The organism is Snodgrassella alvi (assembly GCF_040741455.2).
Lineage (GTDB): Bacteria > Pseudomonadota > Gammaproteobacteria > Burkholderiales > Neisseriaceae > Snodgrassella > Snodgrassella alvi_E.
This window is the reverse complement of sequence record NZ_CP160328.2, coordinates 392,035-412,646: the sequence shown is the minus strand read 5'-3', so window position 1 is coordinate 412,646 and position 20,612 is coordinate 392,035. Positions and strand designations below refer to the sequence as shown.

At 43.1% G+C, this 20,612-nt stretch carries 19 protein-coding genes; 17 read left to right on the top strand and 2 right to left on the bottom strand.

Annotated elements, in window-relative coordinates; all coding sequences use genetic code 11:
* Window positions 1-2 precede the first annotated feature (2 nt).
* The 5 genes from ABU615_RS01995 to ABU615_RS01975 all read left to right on the top strand — a co-directional run bounded on the left by ABU615_RS01995 (window position 3) and on the right by ABU615_RS01975 (window position 8,311).
* A complete protein-coding gene (locus tag ABU615_RS01995; protein WP_370389101.1) occupies window positions 3-1,481 on the top strand; it encodes an efflux transporter outer membrane subunit in 1,479 nt (492 codons plus the stop codon).
* 140 nt (window positions 1,482-1,621) lie between these two features.
* Window positions 1,622-3,196 (top strand): patatin-like phospholipase family protein, encoded by a 1,575-nt coding sequence (locus tag ABU615_RS01990; RefSeq protein WP_367488053.1) that lies wholly within the window; start codon window positions 1,622-1,624, stop codon window positions 3,194-3,196.
* A 914-nt stretch (window positions 3,197-4,110) separates the two neighbouring features.
* On the top strand, window positions 4,111-5,811 hold the full coding sequence (aspT, locus tag ABU615_RS01985; protein ID WP_100140569.1) for an aspartate-alanine antiporter: 1,701 nt from the start codon (window positions 4,111-4,113) through the stop codon (window positions 5,809-5,811).
* 31 nt (window positions 5,812-5,842) lie between these two features.
* Window positions 5,843-7,435: a bifunctional aspartate transaminase/aspartate 4-decarboxylase gene (locus ABU615_RS01980; RefSeq protein WP_100140570.1), complete on the top strand. Its 1,593-nt coding sequence runs from the start codon at window positions 5,843-5,845 to the stop codon at window positions 7,433-7,435.
* A gap of 150 nt (window positions 7,436-7,585) precedes the next feature.
* On the top strand, window positions 7,586-8,311 hold the full coding sequence (locus ABU615_RS01975; protein WP_367488063.1) for a gamma-glutamyl-gamma-aminobutyrate hydrolase family protein: 726 nt from the start codon (window positions 7,586-7,588) through the stop codon (window positions 8,309-8,311).
* A 26-nt stretch (window positions 8,312-8,337) separates the two neighbouring features.
* On the opposite strand, the gene ABU615_RS01970 is transcribed toward ABU615_RS01975, so the two are convergent.
* Together ABU615_RS01970 and ABU615_RS01965 are read right to left on the bottom strand one after the other, a co-directional pair.
* A complete protein-coding gene (locus ABU615_RS01970) occupies window positions 8,338-8,700 on the bottom strand; it encodes a YkvA family protein (protein WP_267403469.1) in 363 nt (120 codons plus the stop codon).
* A 26-nt stretch (window positions 8,701-8,726) separates the two neighbouring features.
* The gene (locus ABU615_RS01965) at window positions 8,727-9,191 is read right to left on the bottom strand and encodes a histidine phosphatase family protein (protein ID WP_267403471.1); all 465 of its coding nucleotides are present in this window, start codon (window positions 9,189-9,191) and stop codon (window positions 8,727-8,729) included.
* A 249-nt stretch (window positions 9,192-9,440) separates the two neighbouring features.
* Here ABU615_RS01965 and ubiA point away from each other — a divergent pair, with 249 nt between their 5' ends.
* The 12 genes from ubiA to ABU615_RS01905 all read left to right on the top strand — a co-directional run bounded on the left by ubiA (window position 9,441) and on the right by ABU615_RS01905 (window position 20,500).
* On the top strand, window positions 9,441-10,280 hold the full coding sequence (gene ubiA, locus ABU615_RS01960; RefSeq protein ID WP_370389337.1) for a 4-hydroxybenzoate octaprenyltransferase: 840 nt from the start codon (window positions 9,441-9,443) through the stop codon (window positions 10,278-10,280).
* 136 nt (window positions 10,281-10,416) lie between these two features.
* Window positions 10,417-10,872 carry a PTS IIA-like nitrogen regulatory protein PtsN gene (gene ptsN, locus ABU615_RS01955; RefSeq protein WP_267390489.1) on the top strand — a complete coding sequence of 152 codons (456 nt, stop codon included), beginning with the start codon at window positions 10,417-10,419 and terminating at the stop codon, window positions 10,870-10,872.
* Between the two features lie 12 nt (window positions 10,873-10,884).
* On the top strand, window positions 10,885-11,847 hold the full coding sequence (hprK, locus tag ABU615_RS01950) for an HPr(Ser) kinase/phosphatase (RefSeq protein WP_267390412.1): 963 nt from the start codon (window positions 10,885-10,887) through the stop codon (window positions 11,845-11,847).
* Window positions 11,828-12,688 (top strand): RNase adapter RapZ, encoded by an 861-nt coding sequence (gene rapZ, locus ABU615_RS01945; RefSeq protein WP_267407917.1) that lies wholly within the window; start codon window positions 11,828-11,830, stop codon window positions 12,686-12,688. Before hprK ends, rapZ begins: the two co-directional genes overlap by 20 nt.
* A gap of 85 nt (window positions 12,689-12,773) precedes the next feature.
* Window positions 12,774-13,697, top strand: a complete 924-nt coding sequence (gene ylqF, locus ABU615_RS01940; RefSeq protein ID WP_370389100.1) for a ribosome biogenesis GTPase YlqF — start codon at window positions 12,774-12,776, stop codon at window positions 13,695-13,697.
* 53 nt (window positions 13,698-13,750) lie between these two features.
* Entirely contained in the window at window positions 13,751-14,350 is a 600-nt protein-coding gene (locus tag ABU615_RS01935) for an SMC-Scp complex subunit ScpB (protein ID WP_367418392.1), read from the top strand.
* A gap of 2 nt (window positions 14,351-14,352) precedes the next feature.
* Complete coding sequence (locus ABU615_RS01930) at window positions 14,353-15,393, top strand: pseudouridine synthase (RefSeq protein ID WP_370387072.1); 1,041 nt, start codon at window positions 14,353-14,355, stop codon at window positions 15,391-15,393.
* A gap of 239 nt (window positions 15,394-15,632) precedes the next feature.
* Complete coding sequence (locus tag ABU615_RS01925; RefSeq protein WP_257378004.1) at window positions 15,633-16,124, top strand: PAS domain-containing protein; 492 nt, start codon at window positions 15,633-15,635, stop codon at window positions 16,122-16,124.
* Window positions 16,121-16,870, top strand: coding sequence for a PhnD/SsuA/transferrin family substrate-binding protein (locus ABU615_RS01920; RefSeq protein ID WP_267407921.1), 750 nt, complete (start codon window positions 16,121-16,123; stop codon window positions 16,868-16,870). Before ABU615_RS01925 ends, ABU615_RS01920 begins: the two co-directional genes overlap by 4 nt.
* Before the next feature lie 79 nt (window positions 16,871-16,949).
* On the top strand, window positions 16,950-17,972 hold the full coding sequence (locus tag ABU615_RS01915) for a tRNA dihydrouridine synthase (protein ID WP_370389099.1): 1,023 nt from the start codon (window positions 16,950-16,952) through the stop codon (window positions 17,970-17,972).
* The gene (locus tag ABU615_RS01910; RefSeq protein ID WP_370389098.1) at window positions 17,969-18,772 is read left to right on the top strand and encodes a TrmH family RNA methyltransferase; all 804 of its coding nucleotides are present in this window, start codon (window positions 17,969-17,971) and stop codon (window positions 18,770-18,772) included. The genes ABU615_RS01915 and ABU615_RS01910 overlap by 4 nt, the downstream gene beginning before the upstream one ends.
* A gap of 144 nt (window positions 18,773-18,916) precedes the next feature.
* Entirely contained in the window at window positions 18,917-20,500 is a 1,584-nt protein-coding gene (locus ABU615_RS01905; RefSeq protein ID WP_370389097.1) for a YdgA family protein, read from the top strand.
* Window positions 20,501-20,612 lie beyond the last annotated feature (112 nt).

Genomic DNA, 20,612 nt, shown 5'->3' with positions numbered 1-20,612 from the left:
AAATGAATAAAACGTGGTTGGCAGTAGTACTCGCTTTGGGTTTACTGGCAGGCTGTAGCCGTACCGATATAAAGGTGAGGTCTACAGTGGGTATTCCTCAACAGTTTGAGCAGAATGCTGCAGCACGGGGAACAGCAGATATCAGCCGCTGGTGGCAGAGCTGGCCTGATCCGGTATTAAACGACCTGATTAAAATCGGTTTGAAAAACAATCGTAATCTGGCTAGCATAAAGGACAATATGCTTGCAGCGCGAGCCAGTGCAGCCATGGCTGAAGCGGATTTGCGCCCACAAGCTGGAGTAGAAAGTAGTGGCGGCCTGCATCGATATAATGGTGACAATACTCTGAAAGATCTGAATTTGCCTTTGATTGGCAATACTCGTGATTATTTGCAGGCTGCAGGATCGCCTCTGGGTGCCAATCGCACTCGTTTGCATGGCAATAGTGTGCAGGCAGGTTTTACCGCCAGTTGGGAACCTGACGTGTTTGGACAGAAACGCAGTGACGCTGATGAAATGCGATATCTAAGCCTAAGCGCTACTGAGCGTTGGCATGGTGCGCAAATGATGCTTAGCAGTGAGATTGCAGAGAATTATCTGAAAATGCGAGCCATGCAGCAGCGGGCAAAAATAGGCGAACACAGTGTGGCGACGCTGAAACAGTTGCAGCGCTATACACAAGGTCGTTTCCGTGCTGGGCAGGCGACGGCTTATGATGTGAGAGAAGTGGCCGCCAAGTTGTCTTCGATGCAGGCGCAGATTGCTACTTATCAGGCTCAGGCTGAAGTGTATCAGCGCAATATAGCGGTTTTAACAGGTCAGGAACCGCAAGGTTTTGTCATTGCAACTGCACCAGTGGATATTTTGCAGCAACTTCCCGCTGCGCCGGCCGGACAACTGCCTCTAGACGTGATTACGCGTCGACCAGATATTCGCACTCAGGAAAATATGGTGAAAGCAATGAGTGCTGGTCTAGCCAGTGCTAAAGCTGATAGGTTGCCACGCTTCAGCCTGAATTTTTTATGGCAGACAGGACAAATACATTTAAATAGTAATACTTCATATTTAAAAAATACAGGCGGGTTATTAGACGCCAGTATGACGATTCCGGTATTTACTGCCGGACGGATTAAACACAATATCGAAAGAGCAGACGCTCAGCTACAGGCTGCAATTGCTGAATATGATCATCTAATTCTTCAAGCTTTAGCTGAAGTGGATAATGCCTATCAGATGCAGTTTAGTCTGTATCAGCAGACGAAGTTGATACATCAGGCACAAACTCAGGCAACCAGTCAGGCTGGCGCCGCTGAAAAGTTGTTTCGCTTTGGCGATATGACGCTCGATCGCAGTTTGCGTGCACGCCTGAATGCCGAGGATATTGCTGACAAGCAAGTGCAGGTAAGGCTGGAAGAGGCACGTAATCTAGTGAATTTATATAAGGCACTGGGAGGAGGCTGGCAAAGCAGTGAGGAGGAATGAGCATTGTGCTGAAATGCAAATGCTGTATATTCAAAATTAAGTGTTGAAGATGTCGCACTATTAGTTTACTCGCTAATGCGACGTATGATTTCTGTAAGAATATTGTTTAATATCTATATTTTCTGCTTCGGGAGCCATGCATGCAGCTATGTTTTAATCGATCACTGATGCGACAAGTGCTGATGTTGATGGCATTATTCGGGCTGGCAGCTTGTTCTACTCTGCGTTATCAGCCTGTAGCTGTAATAGATGATGTTAGTAAGAATCCAGACGGCTATCGTTTGCAACGCGCTCTACTTAATAATAAAGCGGATAAGAAAGATGATGTAATCGGAATTGTCATGCTGTCCGGTGGGGGGACTCGTGCGGCTGCTTTCGGCTATGGCGTGCTTGAATCGCTGAAAAAACAACAGGTCAAAATAGATGGCCGGCCTAAAAGCCTCTTGGATACGGTAGATGTGGTGTATGGGATTTCCGGTGGTTCTATCCTGGCTACTTATTTCGGGCTGCATGGATCGGAAACTATTCCAAAATTCGAGCAGAATTTTCTCAATTTGAATTTACAGAAAATGCTTATTGGACAGTTATTCTCGATGGCAAACTGGTCAAGGCTGGGTTCACCAGAATTTGGCCGTGGAGATTTATTGCAGGAGCAGCTGGATTTGCACTTATATCACGGAGCAACTTATGCTGATTTAAATAATAAGCGGCAAGGGCCGTTTGTAGTGATTAGTGCTACTGATATGAGTCTGGGCAGCCGTCTGGATTTTACCCAAGAATATTTTGATTTACTTTGTTTGGACCTGACCGATTTGCCGATTGCGCGCGCGGTGGCTGCATCCAGTGCAGTACCGCTCGTCTTTGCTCCGGTAACTTTAAATAATAATGGTGGCAACTGCCACTATCATTTACCGGATAACTTAGTTGATAGTAATAATGTTGATGCTACTGGGACGACTTCATTCCGAGCGCAGACTAGAGCCGTATACCGTGCCAATTTGAAGCAGTATCAAGATAGTCAGAAGCGGCCATATATTCACTTATTGGATGGTGGGCTGACCGATAATCTGGGTTTGCGCAGTCTGCTGGATGCCACGGAGCTTTATAGTAATAAAACTTTATATGACCGGCTTGAGTCGGCGAAGATTCATAAAATCATTATTATTAATGTTAATGCACAAACTCAGCGCAAAAATTCCATAGATAGTAGTGCTAGTGTTCCAGGTACAGCTGAAGTTGTGCGTGCACTTACAAGTATACCGATTGAAAAATATTCAGAAGATACGCAGCATCAGTTTCAAAAATATGTGGATTGGTGGAACGAGAGCCGCAGTGAGGGTACACCACAGGTATATTATGTGAGTGTGAATTTGTTGGATATGCCGCCATCACCGCTGAGGGATAAAGTCATTCATATTCCAACAACGTTTTATCTAGCACATAGTGAAGTCAATAATCTGCTTAAGGCGGCCAAACTATTACTGGCTCAATCTTCAGAATATCAGCGTCTGATTAAGGATATTGGGGTAGAACCTGATACTTCGACACCTGAACCATTTACTTTATATGGAGATGATGTTGCTGCTACTCAGTCAGACACAGATGAAGAGTCTGCTACAGATGCAACCGGTACCGATGCAGTTGATAATGTGCAGAATCAAGTAAGTGGTGTGGTCAATTTTATTAATACTGAAGCTGTACCTATATTGCGCTAAAAGGTATTTGCTTAGAAAGATAAGGTTCGGCAGATGTAATAAATGCTGGATTTGATTTATATTGATTAAAGCCTGAGATTTTTCTCAGGCTTTTGTTTTATCTTGCCACCATAAACCAAAAATAAATGCACTTGCTGATGTGCAACCACTGAAAAAGAAGAATGAATGATCTGGCTTTATAAAAATAATGTTATTTCTTAATTGTTTATTTGTATTTTATGCATTGATTAAAGCAGATTTTGATAAGAAAAATCGGCAAAACGAAGGTATGAAAAACGAATAAGGGGTTTTAGTAAAATTTATGAATATAATTGAAATGAATTTCTATCCAATAAGCCAAATTTTTTTAATATGCAATTTTTGTTAATTTTAATGGCATTTTTTTTTGTTTAAAATCTTTTTTTGTGGTGAATTGGCTACAGAATCAATCAAAAATAAAGGAGTTGTTAATTAAGATTCCTATTATCATTTCAATATGTTAGAGATTCTCAATTGTATTTGAAATGACATTTATATATCTTAATAAATTATTATGCTTTTTGGCTAAATATATTTAGTAAGAAATGAAATATTTTAATGCGAGTAGTAATACATATTTATTGAATATTTCTAATTAAAAACTCAATAAGCATAATTAAAATATAATAATGTTTATTTATGAATGAATTTATCTGAACAATCTCTTAACTTTTTGCTTATAAATCAGAGGTTGCATGCTTTTAATTTCGCTTTTTGGAAAGTGTGAAATTGCTATTACATAGTAGTTAAATGTGATTATTTGATTTAATTTTATGCAATTAAAATTAACAAAATACTAAAGTTATCAATTATTTTCATACCTATTGAAATTAAGACAAAAATTAAAAGCACACAAGCGCACACTAGCCTTCGTTCTTTCAGGAGAAGGTAGACATATGTTGAATTGGGTTTTGACTAATATTCAGGAATCGCCGGTTATTCTGCTGTTTCTGTCATTAAGTCTGGGCTACTTACTGGGTAGTATTCGTTTCGGTAAGTTCCAGCTTGGCGGAGTAGCTGGCTCTCTGCTGGTGGCAGTGGTTTTAAGCTTACTCAATGTACACATTGATTCTGGTCTTAAGGCATTGCTGTTTACTTTATTTATTTATGCTGTGGGTTATGAAAGTGGTCCCCAGTTTTTCCGTTCACTAGGTGTAAAAACCCTGCGTGAAATCTTTTTGGCTTTGTTCATTGCCATTACTGGTTTTATCACGGTGATGATTATGGCACGCCTGTTCCACCTGGATAAAGGTCTGGCTGCTGGCCTTGCTGCCGGTGGTTTAACCCAGTCAGCGATTTTGGGTACTGCTGCCGATGCCTTGACACATATGGGACTGCCTGCTGATCAGTTGCAGCAATTACAGGCTAATGTGGCCATTGGCTATGCGGTGACTTATATCTTTGGTTCATTAGGCGCGATCATTATCTGTATGAACTTGCTGCCGAAAATCATGGGTCGTGATATTCGCGATGATGCGGTAGCTGCTGAAGCTGAACAGCTGAAAGGTGCAATGGCACTGGAAGGTAATCAGGGTATGGCGATTACGCAGATGGTAGGTCGTATCTATGTAGTGGAAAATGACATTCAGAAATCCATTAAAGATATTGAGCTGGACAATCTGGGTATTACCATTGAGCGCATCAAACGTCACGGTAATTTAATTGATTGTACACCGTCTACAGTGCTGAAAAAAGACGACATCATTCTGATCGTAGGCCGCCGTGAAGCAGTGGCTGCTGTTAGCACATTGTTTGGACGTGAGCTGGATTCTGAACAGGGTCTTGAAGTGATTGTGGATACCAAAGACGTAGTCTTCCGCAACCCTGATTATGCCAACAAAACTATGGCTGAAATCCGTTCCAAAGTGCATTCCAGTGACCACGATTTTGAAATTCAGCATGGTATATATCTGATTGCTCTACATCGCAACGGTGAAAAATTGGATGTAACACCGGATACCGAATTCAAACTCGGTGATGTGATGACCATCTATGGTTCTACCAGTGATATTAATCGTGTTGTTCATATTATTGGTGCGCCAATTACAGTGAACAGTAAAACCGACTGGGCTTATCACGGTCTGGGTGTGGTACTTGGCCTGATTATTGGCTGGGTGGTTGTCCGTGTAGGCAATATCCCGATTACGCTGGGTGCAGGTGGCGGTGCGCTGTTGTCTGGTCTGTTTTTCGGCTGGTTACGTGCTCGCAAGCAGACGTTTGGCAATATGCCGGTAGCTGCTTCCCAGTTCATGAAAGATTTCGGTCTGGCTGGATTTGTGTCTGTAGTAGGTTTGCAGTCTGGTTTACAGGCAATTACCACAATTAAAGAACATGGCCTGACACTGTTTTTGATTGGTGTTGTGGTAACACTAGTCCCGATGATTCTTGCAATTTTCTTTGGTCGCTATGTGCTGCGTTATGACAACGCTGCAATCTTTGCCGGTGCGCTGGCTGGTTCACGTAGTGCCAATCCTGCATTTGGTGAAGTATTGGATAAAGCAGGTAATGCCATTCCTACTACTCCATTTGCCGTTACATATGCATTAGCCAATGTGTTCCTGACACTGTTAGGTCCATTGATTGTGGCTCTTGTCTGATATGTGCTTTTAACTTCTTGAGGAAAATGTTATGACTTCAAAACATGATTTTGAAAAATATGCTAATTTAAGCCCATTTGAATTGAAAAATCATTTGATTGATTTGGCACAGAGCCGCAACGACCGCATGATGCTGAATGCTGGCCGTGGTAACCCCAACTTTCTGGCTACTTTGCCTCGTAATGCATTTTTTGAATTAGGTCTGTTTGCTACTGAAGAGTCTGAAATCTCTTTCTCTTTCTTAGACCAGAATATCGGCGGAATGCCATTTAAAGATGATTTGATGGCTCGCTTCGACGATTTTATTCGTCGCAACCGCCACAAACCTGGTGTGGACTTCCTGAGTAAAGCCATGTCTTACGTGCGTGACCAGCTTGGCTACAATCAGCATCAGTTCTTGCTGGAAATGACTGAAGGCATTCTGGGCTGCAACTATCCCGTACCAGACCGCATGCTGCGTTTGTCTGAAGAAATCGTTAAAACCTACGTTCTTGAAGAAATGGGTGCCAAAACACTGGCTAACGATGATATCGACTTATTTGCCACTGAAGGTGGTACCGCCGCTATGGCCTATATTTTCAGCTCGCTGAAACAGAATGGTCTGATTCGTAAAGGTGACAAAATTGCTCTGGGTGCCCCAATTTTCACGCCTTATCTGGAAATTCCAGAACTGAATGATTACGAACTGGAAGAAGTATTAATCAATGCTGATCCGAAACTGGACTGGCAGTATCCTGAAAGCGAACTGCGTAAACTAGAAGATCCTTCTATCAAAGCATTCTATCTGGTTAATCCGTCCAACCCACCTTCAGTGAAAATGGACGACCGCAGTCTCCAGATTATCGCGGACATCGTGAAAAAACGTCCTGACTTGATTATCTTGACTGATGACGTTTACGGTACCTTTGCTGAGAACTTTGAGTCTCTGTTTACCATGTGTCCGTACAACACCATTCTGGTTTACTCTTTCTCCAAATACTTTGGTGCAACCGGTTGGCGTTTAGGCGTAATTGCCATGGCCAAAGAAAATGTACTAGATAAGAAAATTGCAGAACTGCCGGAAGAAGAACGCAAAATTCTGCATGAACGTTACTTGTCTATTACGCCGGAACCAGAAAAACTGAAACTGATTGACCGTATGGTAGCTGATAGCCGTGCTGTAGCGCTGAACCACACTGCTGGTCTGTCTACTCCGCAGCAGGTACAGATGGTACTGTTCTCTCTGGCCGAAATGATGGATACCAAGAAACAGTATAAAGACGCATTGATGGCTCTGATTCGCAATCGCAGCGCCGCTATGTACAAACAGCTGGGTATCAAACACGAGTTCAACGAAAACAGCGTAGATTACTATACTCTGGTGGATATGGAAGATACTGCCCGTCAGTTGTATGGTAACGAGTTTGCTGAATGGGTAGTTAAAACCAAAAACCCAAATGAACTGCTGTTCAGAATTGCAGATGAATCCGGCGTAGTATTGTTACCTGGTAAAGGCTTTGCGGTACGTCATCCATCTGGTCGTGTATCTCTGGCCAACCTGAACGAATACCAGTACAAAGCCATCGGTGCTTCACTGCATAAACTGGCTTGCGAGTATTACGAAGAATTTAAAGCCAGCAAATAATTAATTTTGTTTAAGCTTTAAATCAGCGCCGTACTTAAGAAAAGTACGGCGCTATTATATTCGCCTTTATCATGCACAGCTTTTGTTTTAACTAGGATATTAGTATAGTTTAGTATAATTATTTAGCTGATTTATATGGAGGAGAACAGAATGCGAGTACATATTATTGTGCACGAAAATTTTGAGCAACCGGCAGTATGCCTCGAATGGGCGCAAAATAGGGGGCATACAATTTCGTTATCTGCTATTTATCAGGGAGATAAAGTGCCAACATCTGCCGATGGTTTTGATATGCTTATTATCATGGGTGGGCCTCAGTCACCACTAACTACAATACAGGATTGTGCCTATTTTGACAGTGCCGCTGAGCAGCACCTTATCCGCCAAGCCATTGATAATGGTAAAGCAGTACTGGGAATTTGTTTGGGAGCACAATTAATCGGACAGGCGCTGGGCGGTATGGTAGAAAGCAGCCCTAATAAGGAAATCGGTAACTTTCCGATTCAGCTTACAGCGGCAGGTTTAGCCGATGAGATGATAGAACATTTTGGTCAGGAATTGACTGTGGGCCACTGGCATGGAGATATGCCTGGACTACCCCCACAGGCACAGATTTTAGCTTATAGTACTGGTTGTCCACGCCAGATTATCCGGTTTGCGCCAATAGCATACGGATTTCAGTTTCATCTTGAATTCAACCGCGCAGCAATTGAATCATTAATTCCCCATTCAAAGCTAGATTTACAGCATGCCGGTCAGTATCCGTATATACAACCTGCATCTGAAATTTTGGACTATGATTACGTTCCCATGAATCAGAAACTGTGTGTTTTTCTGGATAAATTATTGCATAGATATCAGACACAGAAGCATTAACACATAGCAAAATGCTTAAACCAGCTCTAAGCCTTGTTGGTAAAAAAACGGTTGATTGCGTTTTGAGCCTGTTCTTTCAAAGCTGGTGTGAGAGCAGTTTGTAGTTGTTTGCATACCATAGCAATAACGGCAATATCGTCGGTGAAACCAAGCGGCCCAAGAAAGTCTGGTATGAGATCTATTGGGCTAAGAAAGTAAAGCAAGGCACCTAGAATCAACATTTTACTGCGTAAAGGCGTATGCGGAGATTTAAGTAGCAGAAATAAAGAGTACAGCTGTATAACCACCGGTTTGCCCAAACGCAAAGCATTTCTGGATAGTTTGGCAAAAAAGCTTTGCTCATTAACCCATCCATGCAGATTGACCACACTTTTGGAAAAAAACTTCATGGCATTGTGTTTTCTTAATAATGGATTTATTTTAAATTTGACGGTGATAAAACCACTTTTACTCGTGCTTGATGGCGTTGCTGGTAAAAACGGACATCAAACCACCAAAAAGCCGATTTTTTTACTGACCAGAATTGTTGTGGGAGCCAGACACCATTAAGAAGATAAGCACAAAACTGGCCAATCCATGGCTGATGTCCTACCCATATCTGAGTGGATGCAGGGGGCTGCTGTTGCAGAAATGTGGCTAGATCAAGCGGGTGGCAGTCCGGATTGAATAATTTGTTTACAGTAAACGGCTGCTTCAGATAACGAGCAGTTTGCTGAGACCTGACAGCTTCTGAACAGTAAATTTGACAATTACCCGGCAAATGCTGACGCAGCCACTGCGCGCTCAGCTTTGCTTGCAGTTGGCCTTTAGTGGTGAGTTTGCGTGCCATATCCTCCCAGTTATCCTCGGCTTCGGCATGGCGCCATAAAATTAAGTCCATATCTTACTCCTTTGGATTATGGTGTCTGAGTGCAGTGTACTGTTATGCTTATGTTACAATTGTTTGGTTTCCATTCTCAGTTTGATAGTAGAGCTAACCAGATGGTCTGGCAATGTCACCCGGGCTATCTTTGTATTTTTTAATCAAGCATTAACATTGGAAGACTAAACTGGCGTGAATCGATTTTCTGTAGAAGGTAAACTGGGGCAGAATCAAAGCTGGCGGCTGGCTGACCGTCTGCAAGTTTATATGCAGTTAATGCGTATAGACCGTCCTATCGGCACATTATTGCTGCTCTGGCCCACGTGGTGGGCACTGTGGATTGCAGGTGATGGCCATCCAGACTGGCTAACGGTATTGGTATTTACTATTGGTACTTTTTTAATGCGCAGTGCAGGCTGTGTGATCAACGATTATGCCGACCGCGACTTTGACGGTGCGGTAGACCGTACCAATCAACGCCCGTTTGCTTTGAAAAAAGTGAGCAAAAAAGAAGCGCTTTTGCTTACGCTGGTGCTGTGTATTTTGGCTGCACTGTGTCTGTTGCCACTTAATCGGCTTACTTGGTTGATGAGTATACCGGCTTTGTTTTTGGCTATGACTTATCCCTTTACCAAGCGCTTTTTTCCGCTGCCGCAACTATATCTTGGCCTTGCATTTTCTTTCGGTATTCCGATGGCTTTTGCAGCATTGAGCAATCAGGTACCCATGATTGCATGGGTATTACTCGCAGCCAATACATTATGGACTCTGGCCTACGATACCATTTACGCGATGGCAGATAAGGAGGACGACCTGAAAATTGGCATCCGTACTTCTGCTATCACTTTCGGGCAGCATGATATTACTGCCGTGATGTTGTGCCATCTTGGTTTTGATATATTCATGATTTTTGCTGGCGGGATGATTCAGGCCAGTATATGGTACTGGCTTGCTTTGCCGCTGGTGCTGGTTTTACAGTATATACAATGGCGGAATATTCGCACACGAGACCGCAAAATATGCTTTGCTATGTTTTTACGTAACAACCGTATCGGACTTATCTGGTTTGTAGGGCTATTGCTGCATTATTGGCTAGGCCAGCCTTAATACATAACCGTCTATGCGATTAGAAGATAATATAATTGGGTAATTGATTAATAGTAATGGAAGAAATTGCACATCCTGTAGCTCAAGGGTTTAAGACCCGCTGCAATGAGCAATTTGATAGGAATAGAAAATGAGCATGAGTTTAATTGGGGATATATTACCGGTTTCACACGTGGTTCTCGATTTAAATGTTAGCAGTAAAAAAAGATTGTTTGAGGAAGCCGGAAAACTATTATCCGAGCAGGCCGGTCTGTCGCAAGAAGATGTATTTAACTGCCTGTTTGCACGTGAAAAACTGGGTTCTACAGCTTTAGGCAAAGGCGTTGCTATTCCCCATGGTCGAACTGGTACCGTAAAAGATACTGTAGGCGCGTTTTTCCGGCTGCAAACTCCCATAGCCTTTGATGCACCGGATGAGCAACCTGTAAACATGGTGTTTGTGCTATTAGTGCCGGAAAATGCTTCCACTAAACATCTGAATGTATTATCAGAGCTGGCAGGAAAATTTTCCCAGAAATCAGTTCGCAATGCACTTTTGTCTGCTACCAGTGCTGAAAGTGTGCGCGATATACTTGTTGCCGAAGAGCTATAAGGACAGACTTTTATGCCCAGCATATCGGTACGGCGTTTGTATCATGATAACCAGACTAAGCTTAAATTGGCGTGGTCTGCCGGCACTGCTGGCGCTGATAACCGCATCAGTATCGATGCTGATAAACCGGTATTGGCTCTTGTCGGCCATTTGAACTTTATCCATCCCAATCAGATACAGGTAATCGGTATTGCCGAAGTTGAGTATTTGAATAAGATTGAGGCTGGAGAAATCAAAACTACCCTCAATGAATTATTCGACCTTACCATGTCTTTGATCATTGTGGCTAATGATTTACCCGTGCCTTATATGTTGCGTGATTATTGTCATACGCATAATGTGCCACTGTTAACATCGAAAACAGAAAGTCCCTTCCTGATGGATGTGCTGCGCATCTATCTGCAACGGGTACTGGCTGCCTCAACTGTTAAATACGGTGTTTTTTTAGATGTATTTGAAATCGGCGTACTTATTACCGGCCAGTCTGGACTAGGAAAAAGCGAGCTGGCACTGGAGTTGATATCCCGTGGCCATGGTCTGGTCGCAGATGATGCCGTAGAACTGTACCGCATTGGGCCGGAAACGCTGGAAGGGCGTTGTCCTGCCATGCTGAAAGATTTTTTGGAAGTGCGTGGTCTAGGTGTGCTCAACATCCGTGCCATTTTCGGTGAAACCGCCGTGCGCCCGAAAAAACAGCTACAGCTCATCATCAATCTGGCACTTGCTGATGATAGCCACATGCAACGAATGGATCGTCTGAGTATCAAAAGTGAAACTGAAAGCATTCTGAATGTCTCTATCCGTAGTGTGACCCTACCGGTGGCCGTAGGGCGCAATCTGGCCGTTTTGGTGGAAGCTGCAGTAAGTAATTTTATTTTACAAATGAGAGGTAAAGACAGTACCAAGGAATTTTTGGATCGTCATAATTCAATGCTGAAAGAGGATGCGGTGAATCATGAGGATAATATTGATTAGCGGATTATCCGGTTCTGGAAAATCTATTGCTTTGCGTTTGCTGGAAGATGTTGGCTTTGTCTGTGTGGATAATCTACCTGTTAAGCTATTACCCGGTCTGATTGAGCATTATGCCGCTAGCCAAACAGCTCAATTGGGTGTAAGCGTAGATATTCGCTCACGCTTTAATCCAGCAGAAGTGTTAGAGCTAGTAAAAAGATTGCGGCAGCTAGGGCATCAGGTAGATCTGCTGTTTTTAACTTCATCGGTACCTGTTTTGCTGCGTCGTTTTTCAGAAACGCGCCGCAGCCATCCTCTGGCGAAAGAGCACCAGACACTGAATGAAAGTGTCGCTGCCGAACAGCAATATATGTCTACATTACAAAGTTTCGCTTATGTAATTGATACTTCTTTGCTCAACGTACCTCAGTTGCGCCGTCAAATACAGCAATGGTTGAATCTGCCGGTGGCTCCCCTGCGAGTGGTACTTGAATCTTTTGGCTATAAATATGGAGTACCAGCAGGACTGGACTTTGTCTTTGATGTTCGGTTTCTTCCCAATCCTTATTACGATTTTGATTTGCGTCCTTTCACCGGACTGGATGAACCAGTAAAGGATTTTTTTGCTCGCCAGCCGGTCATGGCAGAAATGATTGCAGATTTATCTGGTTTTTTATGCCGCTGGCTGCCCGAAATGGAAAAGGAAAGCCGCAGCTATGTTAATATCGGCATTGGTTGTACCGGTGGGCAGCATCGCTCTGTATATATTGTTCAGGCACTCGCACAGCAGCTTAATGCATATTCGGTAATCGTTCGGCATCGGCAGCTGGAATTGAGAAAAAATTCTGAAAAAACGGTATAATAAGTACAGTGAATTATTCAGGCAGCCTGAAATCAGGCTGCCTGTGTGTTTTCTGTGTTGGATTTTTAGCAGACAAGGACAGTTTATGGCGATTCAATGGTATCCCGGGCACATGAATAAAGCCAAAAAAGCCATTGCCGAGCGTATTAAAAGTGTGGATATGGTCATTGAGGTACTGGATGCACGTTTACCGGCTTCAAGTGCCAATCCATTGCTGGCCAAGCTAGCTGCCGATAAACCCAAACTGAAAATACTTAATAAACAAGATTTAGCCGATCCAGAGCGTACTGAGCTATGGCTGACCGACTATCGCGCCCAGCCTCATACCAATGTACTGGCACTGGATGCATCAGAAAAACAGGCAGCAAGTAAAATCATTGCAGCGTGCCGATCGCTGGTACCCAATCGCCATGGGTTAGACCGTCCGTTAAGAGTGCTTATTTGTGGTATTCCTAACGTAGGCAAATCCACATTGATTAATGGCATGCTGGGTAAGCGCAGTGCCAAAACCGGCAATGAACCAGGTATCACCAAGGCAGAGCAGCGGCTAATATTGGCAGATGATTTCTGGTTGTATGATACCCCCGGTATGCTGTGGCCTAAAATCATTGTCGAAGAAGCCGGTTATAATTTGGCCTCTAGTGGAGCAGTGGGACGCAACGCACTAGATGAGGAAACAGTGGCACTTGAATTACTGGATTATCTGCGCCGCCATTACCTTTCTTTACTGCAACTGAGATATCAGGCAGATTTGAGTGAAAGCCCGCACTGGCATGATGATAATTGGCTAGAATGGATTGGTAAAAAACGCGGTGCCTTATTAAGCGGTGGCCGCATTGATTACCAGAAAGCAGCTGAGCGTGTGCTCACCGATTTTCGCGATGGACTGATAGGCCGAATTACATTGGAAACCCCAAACCAATGGGTAGTGTGGCTGAAAAAAGGACAAATGCAGGAAGCTCAGCTAAAAGCCGAGCGCGCAGCCAAAAAAGCTGCACGGAAAAGTTGATTTCTTTTCTAGATCTTATCATGCCTGCACTGACAGCGTAGGAACTCATGGATATGAATCATACAGTCTCTATCGAAGCTTTGATTGAAGCTGCTTTACTCACCCAAAGTGAGGCACTGAGCGAGAAGCAATTGTGCTCACTCAGGGAACCGCCATTATCTGCAGATGAACTGACTAGTGTATTGTCTCATTTGCAGGAGTATTGGCATGAACGCGCATTGAATTTGGTGCATAGTGCCGAAGGTTGGCGATTTCAGGTCACACCGGTAGCTTATCCGTTGCTGGCCAGTCTGGATGTGCAACGAACACCGCGCTATTCACGTGCAGTATTGGAAACACTAGCAATAATTGCCTATCAGCAGCCGGTTACACGTGGTGATATAGAAGCAATACGTGGCGTGGCTGTTTCCAGTAATGTGTTACAAACACTGCAGGATCGTGGCTGGATAGAGATTATCGGACAACGCGACAGCGTAGGGCGACCCAACTTATGGGCCACAACTGCTACATTTTTAAGTGATTTACAGCTGGAAGATTTAAATCAGCTGCCACCTTTAACCGAATTGGGTGAACTGGTTTTACCTGAATTAAGTGAATCTGCGGAAGTATCAACAACCGCAGAAGAGCCGTCGGATGACGGATCGGGAGTTTAAACATGAGTCAAGCCAACAAAAAATTAACCAAGCGCCAGATACGCGATGGTGTGGCCTCAAAGAGTAATAAAGTCAGCAGTAAAGGCCGGCAAAATAATGAGATAAAAAAGGCTGCATTAGAACATAAAAATGCAACTACCAGAAAAAACACCGCTTTTGAACAGAAAGTGGAAAACAAAGCACGTATTCAGCGCGCCAGAAAGCTGGTGCAGCGCACACCCAGTCAAGATATATTGCAACGTTCCCGTATACTGAAAGAACAGCGTGTTAACCTGGAAAAAATGGAACCAGTGCGTTTGCAAAAAGCCCTGGCTGCTTCTGGAGTCGGTTCACGGCGTGAAATGGAGCAGTGGATCAGTCAAGGACAGGTGCGAGTAAATGGCAAAGTAGCGCAGTTAGGTGACAGAATCACGCCAGAAGATGAAGTCAGCGTAAGAGGTTCTGCGATTAATATTAAATGGCCAGATCGCCTGCCGCGCATTATGGTGTATTACAAGCAGGAAGGCGAGATTGTCAGCCGTGACGACCCGCAGGGGCGAATTAGTATTTTTGATCGCCTGCCGCAAGCGGCCAGCAGCCGCTGGGTGGCAATTGGTCGTCTGGATATCAACACCTGCGGCTTACTGATACTGACAACTTCCGGTGAATTAGTGAATCGTTTTGCTCATCCGAGTTTTGAAGTTGAGCGTGAATATGCAGTACGCGTATTGGGTGAGCTCAGTGACGAGCAAAAACAAAACCTGCTGAATGGTGTAGAACTTGAAGATGGTATAGCAAAGGCTCAACATCTGTGGGAACAGGGTGGCGAAGGAGCCAATCGATGGTATAACATCATCATCAAAGAAGGGCGTAACCGTGAAGTACGGCGCTTGTTTGAAAGTCAGGGATTAACGGTAAGTCGATTAGTACGCGTACGCTTTGGTCCAATCTCCTTACCTAAACGTTTAAAACGCGGGCAGTATTATGAATTTAATGAATTTGAAGTTGCCGGTATCATGAAATGGGCAGGATTGTATCAATCTGATTATGCAAGAAAAAAATAGATTCTTGGCATAAATTCTGAGCTTATAAGCATCCTATTTTATGTTATATCTGATTTACCCATGCAGGAAATTATTTACATAATTTCCTGCATTGTTTGATTTTTATCAAGAAATTGTGTGATTTTTTATACAAATTAATCAAATGCTTTGTATTATTTTGCTAATCGGCGCAATATATAAGGTATATAAGCTTTTGCATTATTCGTCTGGTTGTCCACATTCAAGAAAATGGAGTCAGAATGATTTCACCGATGCAGGTGCCTGAAATTGAGCACCGTACATTTGAATTGACACATTACGATGGGGTAACACGCACCGTATATTGTACTGATGTAGAAACAGAATTTCCTGATGGGTGTCTGATTACTTCTACTACAGATTTAAAGGGAATAATTACACATGCCAATGAAGTATTCGTGCATATGAGCGGCTGGTCGCGCGAAGAGCTGATGGGTGCTGAACATTATATCCTTCGTCATCCCGACATGCCGAAAGTGGCTTATAAAGATTTATGGGATACCGTGCAAGAGGGTAAGAAATGGCACGGCTATGTTAAAAATCTGCGTAAAGATGGTGGATTTTACTGGGTATATGCAACAATTGTGCCTAATATAAGGGATGGTGTGATTCAGGGATATACCTCAGTGCGGCGAAAACCATCTCGCAGCAAGGTGCTGGAAATGCAAAGTCTGTATGAAGGACTAATGAAAGAAGAACGGGGTAATTCATGACCATTAATTTTCTGATTGCACCAGATTTTCCCCCTGAATTCTATGCTGGCTGGCATTTTCTTAATACCCGTCTGCAACGCCTAATTGATGCTCCAGTGCACCTGTTTATGGCCAGCAATGCTGAAGAAGAGCAGCAGGAAATTGACAAAGACAATGTTGATATTATCTATGCAAATCCATTTAATGCTTCTAAGCTGATTAGAGAGCTGGGTTATTTGCCGGTCGTTCGTCCTGTTAATCGTTTCGATGAAATGGTGATTGCCAGTGCGGCTGACAGTGAAATAAAATCACTTCAAGATGTCAAACCAGGTATGAAGATTTTATGTACCGAAAATTATGATGTCAAATTGATTGCTTTACGTCTACTAGAAGCAGTAGATATTGAAGAAAAAGACCTTACTTGGGTAAAAAGTGAATCATTTTCAGCAGTGGCTCGCGGTTTGATTCAGCACGAAGGTGATATAGGCTTATTTATGTCTTCTGCCTATCACAAGCTGACTTCAATTACACTCAGCCGCCTAAATTTATTGATTGAAAGTAAAATCAATGATTTATATCATATGATTTTGCTACATCCGCGGCATGCAGAGATGCTGGATACTTTACAGAATGCATTTACATCCATGCATGAAACACCGGCAGGAGAAATGCTGTTGGAAGATCTGGGTCTGAATGATGGGTTTGCTGTTTTGAAGACAGAAGAAGTAGAATTATTGATCGACCTAATTGAAACATTACGCGATTAAACCTGCTACAACCATTTTTATTTTATAATTAAATACGCAACTTGTCAGACAACAGGTTGCGTTGTTTTTTGTAAGAGCAATGGTTATACGCGTGAGCAGTCCTGATATACAGACGAAAATATCTTTTCCCAGAATATTACTTGCCCCTATGCAGGGACTCATAGATGCCCCTATGCGCGATTTATTAACTCGTATAGGTGGCTTTGATATATGTGTCACTGAATTTGTACGGATTACCCATACCATACACGGCAAGTCTATGTGGCTGAAATACATGCCAGAGTTGGCACAGAATAATCAGACTCAAGCCGGCACAGCTGTGGCTGTTCAGTTACTGGGCAGCCATGCGGAAAATATGGCTTTAAATGCATTGAAGGTAGTTAAATTAGGTGCCAACCATATAGATTTGAATTTTGGTTGTCCGGCTCCTACCGTCAATCAACATCAGGGTGGAGCCGTACTTTTGCAGTATCCAGAAAAAATCGAACAAATAGTTGCTACCGTACGTCAAAGTTTACCAGCAGAAATCAAACTGAGTGCAAAAATGCGACTGGGCTATGAACATAAAAATCTGGCACTAGAATGCGCTTACGCAATCGAACAGGGTGGTGCTGGTGAAGTCACCGTGCATGCACGTACAAAAACAGAAGGTTATCGACCACCCGCACACTGGGAATGGATAGGACGCATTCGCGAAGCTTTAAGCATTCCAGTTATTGCCAATGGCGATGTGTTTACTTTAGCCGATTATCATCAGATTCGCGAAATCAGTGGTTGTACCGATGTCATGCTCGGACGCGGTGCTGTTCAATGTCCGGACTTAGCCAGACAGATTGCCGCCACCAATCGGGGGATCAATCTTCCTGCTTTAACATGGACCGAAATTTTGCCATGGATTGAGGATTTTTTTAATGGCTGTTGTCAGCTACGAAATAGCCATGCCAATTATACGGTGGCGCGTTTAAAACAATGGCTTGGCATGCTCAGACTGCACTATGCAGAAGCCGGAGAGTTATTTAAACAACTACGTAAAATAACGGCCATTGCCGACATTCAGAAAGAATTAAATCTACACACAGCAGAAAATGGAATTTCGGTATGAACTACAAAATTATCCAGTCAGCCAGTAATACCGAACTCAAGCATCTGTCGCGGTTAATTGCACAATCACATTATCGACGTCAGCACCGGCTTGCTGTGGTGGAGGGAATACACCTGATTCAGACATTTATGCAGGCAGGTCACTCCATCCACACAATGTATGTACCGCAACTTCGTGCAGATGATCCTGAAATAGTTGCCTTAATGAGAGAGCTACCGGCACAGCAAATTGTACTAGTTGCCGACCATTTGTTAGAGAAAATCAGCGATTTAACTCACTCAAAAGAACCAATTGCCATCTTATCCCTGCCTACGCAGATTGAGGCATCTATAGATAACGATGTAGTTGTGTTAGAACGGGTACAAGATCCAGGAAATGTTGGTACGATTTTACGCAGCGCTCTTGCGGCCGGTGTTAAGCATATTGTGCTTAGTAAAGACAGTACTGACGTTTGGTCTCCAAAAGTCTTACGGGCCGCCATGGGTGCACATGCTTATCTTTCTATACAGACGGTTGCTGATTTGGATATTTGGCGTGCAGATTACGCTCATCCCTTATACGCTACCGCATTAAGCACTGAAGCCAGAAACTTGTACACACTGAATCTGACTCATCCTGTTGGCTGGCTATTTGGTAATGAAGGCAGTGGTTTAAGTGCAAAAATGCTACACAGCGCTACCGAGCATGTAATAATACCAATGATCGGACAAACAGAATCACTTAATGTTGCCATGGCTGCAACTGTCTGTTTATTTGAACAACAGCGTCAGCGACTGACGGCTGGCGGTACACTCAATTAACAAATTTATGTGTCGGGTACATGCAAATCAAAATTGTTCACATTTGAATAAGTCTGATTACACCGATAAACACCGCGGACAAACAGCCAGTTTGATGTTATCCTGCAACTCTTCCAGAACGTGGATATATAAGACATTTCGAGCATGAATAAACGGATTTTAACCATTATTGCCGCCATCGTGGCTGTTATATTGCTTGTTGTACTCGCTTTACCTTGCTATTTAGGGGTAAAAACGCAGCAAAGCATGGATGAACAACGCGATTTACTGGCTAAAAGCTCTTTTTTAATTATTGATAAACAAAGCTATCAGCGTGGATGGTTTACCTCTACTGAAACCATGCAGATTCGCTTTAAACCAAGCTTTTTTGCTGGTATTCAGCAACAGCTTCCTGATAATGTGCGTACCGTGTTACAACAGCCTATTACTGTTGTTAATCATGTACGGCATGGTTTATTTGCCGGCAGCATCCGGCCGGTACGAGCACATGTGGAAACAGAATTGCGCTTTACCCCGCAGGCACAGCAGATTCTGGCTCGTTTTTTCGGGCAGGAAGCACCGGTCAAACTTGAAAATACCATTAATCTGAGCGGCAGCGGGCAGATGCATGTAGTGATACCTAAATTCAATTATGAAGAATTGTCAGGTATTAAAATAAATTGGCAGGGCTTGGATTCTACTATTGATTACGCTGAAGATTTCAATAGTTATGACAGCCATACAGTCAGCCCTGGTCTGGACATGATTCTGTCGACCAAAGGCCGTGCTTCTTATCAGGATTTGCAGTTCACCAGTCATACTGAGCATGGAAAGACAACTCTGGCTCTTGGAAACAGTGACCTTAGCATAAAAGAAATTACTTTTATTTGGAATGATACCGCTGACAACAACATCCGTCTGGATCAGCTGGTTAATCTGGTTACTAATCTGCAAATAGGTGCCTTTATCAGTCCGGCCGGCAATAATATGCCCACCAAAATCAATATTCAGAATTTGAAACTTTCTACATCCACCAAAGAGCAGGATCAATGGATTAATAGTCAGGGTAAATTCGGCTTTGAAAGAATGCAGTACGGCAATGATGTCTATGGTCCTCTGGATATTGATGCAGCCGCAGAACATTTGGATGCAGCCAGTCTGGTAGCCATCAATAACAAAATTACTCAGCTATCTACCCAAAACCTGAATAATGATCAGCTACGCGCAGCCATTGTTTCTGCCGTACGAAACGAAGGATTGGGTTTGTTTACGCATGATCCTTTAATCAAACTCAATACGTTTAAACTGCAAATGCCACAGGGATTGATTGATATTCATGGTAATCTTGGTTTTAAAAATCTGCTTGCCTCTGATATGCAGCAACTGAGCACCATGCTGAATAAAACTGAATCCGAAATGGATTTCGCCATACCGCAGGCAATAATGGAAAATTTTGCCATTAGTCAGGCTAGAGCTTTGTTTACTGTTGATGCCAGTGCTGGCGGTGCAGAAGCGCTAGAGGATATCGACCAGACCATACGTCTGATGATTGATAGTGCAATTAAATCCATGCAGGCAAAAGGCTACATTCAGGTGAGCAACGGTATTGTGAAAACCCATCTGAAATTAATCAATGGCAAAGTTTACTTAAACGGCAAAATGTGGAATATAGAGCCGGAGCCAGAAACCGAACCTGATTATGCTGAACTGCCAGCTGCATCTGCAGTAGCCGCTAGTACAAGCCATTAGACTTTTCTTTAGTCATAATCAACAAACCCTCTTTATCTTTTTAGATAAAGAGGGTTTTGAATTAAGATTATTTATAAAAATACTGATATTTGTAATGCTTCTGAATATTGCA

Coding starts and splice junctions, on each gene's coding strand:
- ABU615_RS01995 (WP_370389101.1), top strand. CDS start 3: ATGAATAAAACGTGGTTGGCAGTAGTACTCGCTTTGGGTTTACTGGCA.
- ABU615_RS01990 (WP_367488053.1), top strand. CDS start 1,622: ATGCAGCTATGTTTTAATCGATCACTGATGCGACAAGTGCTGATGTTG.
- aspT (WP_100140569.1), top strand. CDS start 4,111: ATGTTGAATTGGGTTTTGACTAATATTCAGGAATCGCCGGTTATTCTG.
- ABU615_RS01980 (WP_100140570.1), top strand. CDS start 5,843: ATGACTTCAAAACATGATTTTGAAAAATATGCTAATTTAAGCCCATTT.
- ABU615_RS01975 (WP_367488063.1), top strand. CDS start 7,586: ATGCGAGTACATATTATTGTGCACGAAAATTTTGAGCAACCGGCAGTA.
- ABU615_RS01970 (WP_267403469.1), bottom strand. CDS start 8,700: ATGAAGTTTTTTTCCAAAAGTGTGGTCAATCTGCATGGATGGGTTAAT.
- ABU615_RS01965 (WP_267403471.1), bottom strand. CDS start 9,191: ATGGACTTAATTTTATGGCGCCATGCCGAAGCCGAGGATAACTGGGAG.
- ubiA (WP_370389337.1), top strand. CDS start 9,441: ATGCAGTTAATGCGTATAGACCGTCCTATCGGCACATTATTGCTGCTC.
- ptsN (WP_267390489.1), top strand. CDS start 10,417: ATGAGTTTAATTGGGGATATATTACCGGTTTCACACGTGGTTCTCGAT.
- hprK (WP_267390412.1), top strand. CDS start 10,885: ATGCCCAGCATATCGGTACGGCGTTTGTATCATGATAACCAGACTAAG.
- rapZ (WP_267407917.1), top strand. CDS start 11,828: ATGAGGATAATATTGATTAGCGGATTATCCGGTTCTGGAAAATCTATT.
- ylqF (WP_370389100.1), top strand. CDS start 12,774: ATGGCGATTCAATGGTATCCCGGGCACATGAATAAAGCCAAAAAAGCC.
- ABU615_RS01935 (WP_367418392.1), top strand. CDS start 13,751: ATGAATCATACAGTCTCTATCGAAGCTTTGATTGAAGCTGCTTTACTC.
- ABU615_RS01930 (WP_370387072.1), top strand. CDS start 14,353: ATGAGTCAAGCCAACAAAAAATTAACCAAGCGCCAGATACGCGATGGT.
- ABU615_RS01925 (WP_257378004.1), top strand. CDS start 15,633: ATGATTTCACCGATGCAGGTGCCTGAAATTGAGCACCGTACATTTGAA.
- ABU615_RS01920 (WP_267407921.1), top strand. CDS start 16,121: ATGACCATTAATTTTCTGATTGCACCAGATTTTCCCCCTGAATTCTAT.
- ABU615_RS01915 (WP_370389099.1), top strand. CDS start 16,950: ATGGTTATACGCGTGAGCAGTCCTGATATACAGACGAAAATATCTTTT.
- ABU615_RS01910 (WP_370389098.1), top strand. CDS start 17,969: ATGAACTACAAAATTATCCAGTCAGCCAGTAATACCGAACTCAAGCAT.
- ABU615_RS01905 (WP_370389097.1), top strand. CDS start 18,917: ATGAATAAACGGATTTTAACCATTATTGCCGCCATCGTGGCTGTTATA.